This window comes from Limnospira sp., from assembly GCF_051859755.1.
Classification (GTDB): domain Bacteria; phylum Cyanobacteriota; class Cyanobacteriia; order Cyanobacteriales; family Microcoleaceae; genus Limnospira; species Limnospira fusiformis.
In genome coordinates this window covers 1-1,336 of the sequence record NZ_JBIMLI010000338.1, presented here as the reverse complement: position 1 = coordinate 1,336, position 1,336 = coordinate 1, and the positions used below count along the sequence as shown (strand labels likewise).

Annotated in this window: 1 protein-coding gene; it reads right to left on the bottom strand. The window is 44.9% G+C overall.

Features of this window, described 5'->3' with window-relative positions; translation table 11 throughout:
* A partial coding sequence (locus ACTIE0_RS24440; RefSeq protein WP_439517045.1) for an ATP-binding protein occupies window positions 1–1,319 on the bottom strand: 1,319 nt, incomplete at its 3' end.
* Window positions 1,320–1,336: the final 17 nt, after the last annotated feature.

Here is a 1,336-nt window from a genome sequence, read left to right as displayed (position 1 = left end):
GCTTCGTGGGTGACTTCCAGAGTTTCACCTTGCTGGGGGTCTTGGGAGGTAGACAGGAAACGGACACCTCTGGCGGAAAAACGCCTAATAATTGATTTGATGGCGGGTTCTTCCTGTTTATTGCTAATTAATTCGGAGACCGGAGCGCGGCGGCGGGTGGTTTTGTCGGACTCGTCTAGGTTGACTAAAGCTAGAAAAATGCGACGCGCTAAACTTTGGTCTTCTGGACTTAGGGACTCATATAAACGTTGTACTTCCCCCGCTAAAGCACCCCCGACACCCCCAATTTTTTCTAAGGTTTCTGCGGGGTCTATACCATCTTCTAACCCCTCCCAAATGCGTTGTAATGCAAACTGAAGCAGGGGGAGAGCGCCTTCCCTTCCCTTGGTTTGTTCAATTAATAGTTGAATGATTGCAGGTTCGAGGCTATGTCCGGCGAGTTCTGCGGGTTTGGCGATCGCCATTTCTAACTCTTCTCGCTGCATACTCGGCACCAAAAAGCCATTACTAGAAAATAACCCATCTAACCCCGGATATTGTTGAGTTTCCCGCAAGAAATCACTCCGCATGGTGACAATAACCGAAGTATGTCTATCTGCATCCTTCGCCGCACAGAGTAAATTAGCAATAAAAGCCTTCCTTTCTTCATCGTCTTTACAGAGAGTAAAAACTTCCTCAAATTGATCCACTACCACCACCAGAAGCGACTCATGAATATTCGGGATTTGATTCGCAATGCGTCGTAACCCTTCATACTCTCCCCTATCGCTGGGGTTTTTTAACACCCGTTCAAATTCTGCGGTTTTTTCCACTGGTGAAGGGTCATTGGTCACAATTCGCGCCAAAACCGTCGCCAAGGACTCCAGGGGATGAGTAGTCGGAAATAATACCGCAATTTGAGCTTTTTGATAACCGAATAAAGGTTTTTTATCCAATTCTCGAATTAAACCCGCTCGCGTCAATGATGATTTCCCCGAACCAGAAGTTCCATAAATCGGCAAAAATCGACAAGCCGATTCATCTTCATTCAAATCGCGGAATTTTTCCCACAGTCGCTCAATTTGCTTTTCTCTCCCAAAAAAGTACTTAGAATCTTCTTCTCTAAATACATCTAATCCCCGATAAGGATTCTCCCCCAATTGAGTCCGCTTAGTTTCCTTCTCCGTGGGTATCGTATAAGCAGAAGCAGATAAATAAACAGTTACCGAACTCCCTTGAATCACATTACCATTAACCTCCCAGGTACGTTGATTAAACCCCCCAGTAATATTAGTTTCATCTTCAAGGGGATTCTGATTCAGTTCTGATGATTTTACCATGATTATTTACCTGCAAA